A 5,858-nucleotide genomic window follows, 5' to 3' on the forward strand; every position below is an offset into this window, starting at 1 on the left:
CGTTGACACTTGCACCGGGGACGGGGTAAGTTTGGCGCACTTCACACCGATGTCCGGCTCCTCTCCCGGAACGCAAACGCATACATGGCCGAACCTCAGCGCCGCACGCTCATGGACGCCGCCCGGGTGGAAGGCGTCCTGGCGCGCATGGCGGAGGAGATCGTGCACCTCACCGCCGGCGGCTCCGGGCTGCTGCTGGTGGGCGTGGAGCGCCGCGGGGTGCAGCTCGCCGCCCGCCTGGCTGACCTGCTGCGCGCCCGCACCGGCGCCGCGCCCCTCACCGGCTCGCTCGACATCACCCTGTACCGCGACGACCTGATGACCGTGGGCCCGCGCCCCGTAGTGGGGCAGACGCGGCTTCCCGTGGGCGGCATCGACGGCCGCCAGCTGGTGATCGTGGACGACGTGCTGTACACGGGCCGCACCGTGCGCGCGGCGCTGGACGAGCTGGCGGACTTCGGGCGGCCGAAGCGCATCCTGCTCGCCGTGCTGGTGGACCGCGGCGGCCGCGAGCTCCCCATTCAGGGCGACGTGGTGGGCGAGCGGGTGCAGGTGGAGGAGGGCGGCCGGGTGGAGGTGCTGGTGCCGGAGCTGGACGGCTCGCTGGGGGTGGAGCTGGTGGGCGCGGAGGGCGGGGCCTGATGCCGCACGCCGTCACGCCGTCGCTGGGCAAGGACCTGCTGGGGCTGGAAGGGCTCACCGCCGGGCAGATCACCGCCATTCTGGACACGGCCGAAGCGTTCAAGGAAATCTCCGAGCGGCCGGTCAAGAAGGTGCCGGTGCTGCGCAACAAGACCATCGTCAACGCCTTCTTCGAAAACAGCACGCGCACCCGCATCAGCTTTGAGTTCGCGGAAAAGCGGCTGGCGGCCGACACGGTCAACATCTCGTCCACCGGCTCGTCCGTGGCCAAGGGCGAAACGCTGGTGGACACGGCGCGCAATCTGGAGGCGATGCGGATCGACATGGTCGTGATCCGCCACGGGGCGTCGGGGAGCGCGCAGTTCCTGGCCGACCGCATCGCCAGCAGCGTCATCAACGCGGGCGACGGCAAGCACGAGCACCCCACGCAGGGGCTGCTGGACCTGCTCACCATCCGCGACCACCGCGGCCCGCTGGAGGGCCTCAAGGTGTGCATCTGCGGCGACGTGCTGCACTCGCGCGTCGCGCGCAGCAACATTCACGGGCTGCGCAAGCTGGGCGCGCAGGTGGGCGTGTGCGGCCCGGCCACGCTGCTTCCCGCGCAGGTGGGGGAGATGGGCGTCACGGTGTTCCGCCGCATCGAGGAAGCCATCGAGTGGGCGGACGTGCTCAACGTCCTGCGCCTGCAGCTGGAGCGCATGACGGGCGGCTTCATCCCCAGCCTGCGCGAGTACAACCGCGTCTTCGGCGTTACGCGCGCCCGCGTGGAAGCGGCGCCGCGCGACCTCCTCATCCTGCACCCCGGCCCCATGAACCGCGGCGTGGAAATCGACAGCGACGTTGCGGACGGGCCGCACAGCGTAATCCTGCAGCAGGTGACCAACGGCGTCGCCGTGCGCATGGCCGTGCTCTACCTCCTTGCCGGCGGGCAGCCGGAGCAGGCGGAAGCCGCCAAGACGGGAGGCGGAGAATGAGGCCCGTGCTCATTCGCGGCGGCCGCGTGGTGGATCCGTCGCAGCGGCTGGACGCCGTGGCCGACGTCCTTCTGGCAGACGGCCGCGTGGCCCGCGTGGGGCAGGGAATCGAGGCGCCGGAAGGCGCGGAGACGATCGACGCGGCGGGCTTCGTGGTCACGCCCGGGCTGGTGGACGTGCACGTGCACCTGCGTGAGCCGGGGCAGGAGCACAAGGAAACCATCCGCACCGGCGCGCGCGCGGCGGCGGCGGGCGGCTTCACCACCGTCGTGGCCATGCCCAACACCGATCCGCCGGTGGACGATCCGGCGACGGTGGGGTTCATTCTGGCGGAGGGGCTGCGGGCCGGCGGGGCGCGCGTCTTTCCCACCGGCTGCATCACCATGCGGCAGGCGGGGGAGCAGCTCACGGAATTCGGCGAACTGATCCACGCCGGCGCCGTCGCCGTGACGGATGACGGAAAGCCGGTGGTGAGCGGCGGCATGCTGCGGATGGCGCTGGAGTACGCGCTGACCTTTGACCTCCCCGTCGCCGTCCACGAAGAAGATCCCACGCTGGCGCGCCGCGGGACCATGAACGAGGGGATCGTCGCCAGCCGCCTGGGGCTCACGGGGATCCCGAACGCGGCCGAAGACGTGATGATCGCCCGCGACCTCGTCCTGGCGGAACTGACCGGGGCGCGGCTGCACGTGCAGCACGTCTCCACGCGGCTGGGCGTGCAGCTGATCCGCGAGGCCAAGGCGCGCGGGGTGCGGGTGACGGCGGAGGCCACGCCGCACCACTTCACCCTGACGGACGCCGCGGTGGAGCTGTACCGCACCGACGCCAAGATGAACCCGCCGCTGCGCTCCGAGGCGGACCGCGACGCCGTACGCGAGGGCGTGCGCGACGGCACCCTGGACGTGATCGCGACGGACCACGCGCCGCACCACTACGACGAAAAGGAGCAGGCGTTCGAGGACGCGCCCTTTGGCATCGTGGGGCTGGAGACGGCGCTGGGACTGGCCTACACGGAGCTGGTGGCCACGGGGATCATCGACTTCCCGACTCTGGTGCACCGGATGAGCGTGGCGCCGGCGCGGGCCATGAAGCTGGACGGGATGGGTTCGCTGGCGGAGGGGAGCCTGGCGGACGTGACGATCATGGATCCACGGGCCGAGTGGACGGTGGATCCGGCGCAGTTCCTGAGCATGAGCCGCAACACGCCGTTCGGCGGGCGGGCGCTGCGCTGCCGCGCCGTGCGCACGCTGGTGGGCGGCAACACCGTATGGCAGGGATCAACGGCGGGATGAGAGAAGTGAACGTGGCGGTTTCGCTGGCCCCCCGCACGGACCCGCGCGGGTTCTGCGGCCCGGCGTACCCGGGCCCCATGGTGGCCGACCTGCGCGAGGACGTGCGCGAGATCGTGGGCTGCTTTCTGGTCTATGAAAAGCAGCGGCGCGAAACCAAGGCGGGCAAGCCTTTCCTGGAGCTGCTGCTGGGCGACCAGACCGGCACCGTGACGGCCATGGTGTGGGACGACGCGGAGCGGTGCGACCGCTGCGTGGGCCCCGACGACGTGGTGGGGGTGCGCGGCAAGGTGAGCGTGTACCGCGAGAAGATGCAGCTCACGGTGAGCGTCATTGAGCCGCTGGAGATCAGCGACGACGACCTGGCCACCTTTCTTCCCGCCTCGCCGCGCGACCGCGGGCAGATGATGCGCGAGCTGGACGCCATGGTGGCCAGCATCGCCGATCTGCCGCTGCGCACGCTGCTGGTGCGGTGCGTGGGGGCCAAGACGCAGCTTGGCCGCAGCTTCCGCATCCATCCGGCGGCCAAGAAGCACCATCACGCCTACCTGGGCGGGCTGATGGAGCACTCCCTTTCCGTCGCCGGCGCGGCGGACCGACTGTGCGCGCACTACCGCGAGCAGGGGGCGCAGCTGGACCGCGACCTGCTGATCGCGGGCGCGCTGCTGCACGACATCGGCAAGACGCGCGAGCTTACGGCGCGCCGCAGCTTTGCGTATACGGACGAGGGGCAGCTGCTGGGCCACATTCTGCTGGGGCTGCAGGTGGTGACGCGCGAGGCGGAGGGCATTCCCGGCCTGCGCGCGGACCGGATGCTGCACCTGCAGCACCTGATCGCGAGCCACCACGGAAAGTACGAGTTCGCCAGCCCCAAGCTGCCGCAGACGCTGGAGGCGCTGCTGCTGAGCTTTGCGGACGACCTGGACGCCAAGATGAACCCCGGGATGCGCGCCGTGATGGGCCTGGCGCCGGGCGGCTGGACGCCGTTCGACCGGGGGATGGACCGCGCCTTCTACCGTCCTCCGGCGCTGGAAACCGCCGCCGCGCCCGTGCTGGAGCCCGTGGCTCCGCGCGAGTTCGTGGCCGACGTCATCGACCTGTTCCGCGGCTGAGCGGGAAACCGAACGGAATTGCCATGAGTGAACAGAACGCCACTGCCTCGCCGGTCCACGAGCTGATCCGGCAGCGCGAGCAGCTGAACGGGTGGATCGCCCGGCTGGACGAGGTGGGCGGCCGGGCGAGCACGCACGTGACGCAGCGGGTGCGGGCGGACTACGCGGAGCGCCTGCGCCGCGTGACGGAGGACCTGTCGTCGCACCGCGGCGAGATCGAGGCCGACCTGGAGCGCAACCGCGGCCTGCTGCGCGACGCGGAGCAGCAGCGCGGCACCATGGCGGACGAGATGGACGAGGTGCAGCTGCGCCACCTGATCGGCGAGCTGGACGACGCGGCGTGGGATGCGCAGCGCCCGGCGCTGGAAGCCGCCGTGGCCCGCGCGGACGAGGCCGTGGCGCAGGCCCGCGCCGAGGTGGAGCGGCTGCAGACGCTGGCCGCCGACATTGCCGGCGCGGAGAGCGCGGCCGTTCCCCCCGCCGTTGCGCCGGCCACGGTCGCGGCGGACGACGCCCCCGAGGTCGCGTCGGAAGCCGCGCCCCCCGCGGTGGTGCCGGAGGAGGAGCAGAGCGAGTGGGAGACGGAGCTGGACGCCACGCTGGAAGCGCGCGACCTGGCTCCCGCGGACGAGCCCGCCGCCCCGGTACTGGACGAGCTTCCGGCCGCCGCGCCGGTGCAAGAAGCCGCAACGTTTGAACCCTCCACCCCGGCGGAAACGGCGCGCGCGGCGGACGAGGCGTCGGCGGAGGAGTGGGATCCGTTCGGGGGCGAGTTCGGCGAGCCGCAGAAGATGGCGGATGCGGACGAGGAGCTTCCGTGGCTGGAGGGGATCGACGAGGCGGCCAAGGGGTGGACGCCGCCCGCGGCGGAGGAAGACAACGGGCTGGACTTCCTGCGCGACATCGAGAACTCGGTACGCACGCCGGAGCCGCCGGCCGCCGACCTGGGCGCGGACGACCTGGCCTTCCTGGAGGAACTGGACCGCGCCATCGGCGGGCCGGCTCCCGCGAGCGCCCCTGCGGCGGCCGCGAGCACGCCCACCCCTCCCGCGGCCTCCACGCCCGCCACGGGCGCGAGTGCCCGCGCGGAGCCGCTGCTGTGCAAGGAGTGCGGCGCCATCAACGAGCCGCACTCCTGGTACTGCGAAATCTGCGGCTCCGAGCTGTAACGGACGGGTGCTCCAGCAGAGGCACAGAGACGCAGAGAAGAACAACAACAAGGGAGGGAGCGGAGCACTTTTCGCTCCCTCCCTCTTCTTTGCTCTGCGGCTCTGTGCTTTTCTTATACGGCTCCGAGGAGGTTCGTGCCCGTTGGCGCCGCTCCTCCCCCGCTCGGTCAACGACCGTAGTTCGTTCGAAGTGGTGCGTCTGATGTCCGGTCACGCCGCCCCGCGCCGGCACCTCCGCCCCACCGGTGTCCTGCCGCCCACCTCGGCGCTGAGGCGTCATTCTGAAGGAGCGTGCACCGTGCTTACCCCGGCGCCGGATCCATGCGCGACTGAAGAATCCCGGACCGAAACGTCCGCCGCGCCGCGGTCCGGCGTGGCGTGCCCCAGCCTCTCCCGCCGCACCCGCAGTGTCCGAGCGCGGCGCGCAACCGGGCGTGCATGGGACGCGGTGGCGCGGGATTCTTCGGTCGGCGCCAGAGTCTGGTGTGACGGACGGTGCGGGCGCGGCGCCTCCGCTCAGAATGACACTCGAAGTCCGAGCCAGGTGACGAATCCCGGTGCACCTGACGTGAGGAATCGCGGTGCGCCTGGTGCCATCTCACGCCGCTCGCGCCGCAGGCGCCGCCTGCGGCAGCACCTCCGCCCTGCCACCCACCTCGGCGCCGGGGTGTC

The 5,858-nt window shown here is 71.7% G+C and carries 5 protein-coding genes; all 5 read left to right on the forward strand.

Translation table 11 applies throughout. The annotated features are described in order from the left end of the window. Nucleotides 1-84: 84 nt before the first annotated feature. Genes pyrR through VF665_RS08520 form a run of 5 tightly spaced genes read left to right on the forward strand, consistent with a single transcriptional unit; the run spans nucleotide 85 to nucleotide 5,186 of the window. Nucleotides 85-642, forward strand: coding sequence for a bifunctional pyr operon transcriptional regulator/uracil phosphoribosyltransferase PyrR (pyrR, locus tag VF665_RS08500; RefSeq protein ID WP_331052985.1), 558 nt, complete (start codon nucleotides 85-87; stop codon nucleotides 640-642). Further along, nucleotides 642-1,616, forward strand: a complete 975-nt coding sequence (locus tag VF665_RS08505; RefSeq protein WP_331052986.1) for an aspartate carbamoyltransferase catalytic subunit — start codon at nucleotides 642-644, stop codon at nucleotides 1,614-1,616. The genes pyrR and VF665_RS08505 overlap by 1 nt, the downstream gene beginning before the upstream one ends. Further along, a complete protein-coding gene (locus tag VF665_RS08510; RefSeq protein WP_331052987.1) occupies nucleotides 1,613-2,908 on the forward strand; it encodes a dihydroorotase in 1,296 nt (431 codons plus the stop codon). Before VF665_RS08505 ends, VF665_RS08510 begins: the two co-directional genes overlap by 4 nt. Then, entirely contained in the window at nucleotides 2,905-4,017 is a 1,113-nt protein-coding gene (locus VF665_RS08515; RefSeq protein WP_331052988.1) for a 3'-5' exoribonuclease YhaM family protein, read from the forward strand. The genes VF665_RS08510 and VF665_RS08515 overlap by 4 nt, the downstream gene beginning before the upstream one ends. A 23-nt stretch (nucleotides 4,018-4,040) precedes the next feature. Beyond that, nucleotides 4,041-5,186, forward strand: a complete 1,146-nt coding sequence (locus VF665_RS08520; RefSeq protein ID WP_331052989.1) for a hypothetical protein — start codon at nucleotides 4,041-4,043, stop codon at nucleotides 5,184-5,186. Nucleotides 5,187-5,858: the final 672 nt, after the last annotated feature.

The organism is Longimicrobium sp., from assembly GCF_036387355.1.
Taxonomy (GTDB): Bacteria; Gemmatimonadota; Gemmatimonadetes; order Longimicrobiales; family Longimicrobiaceae; genus Longimicrobium.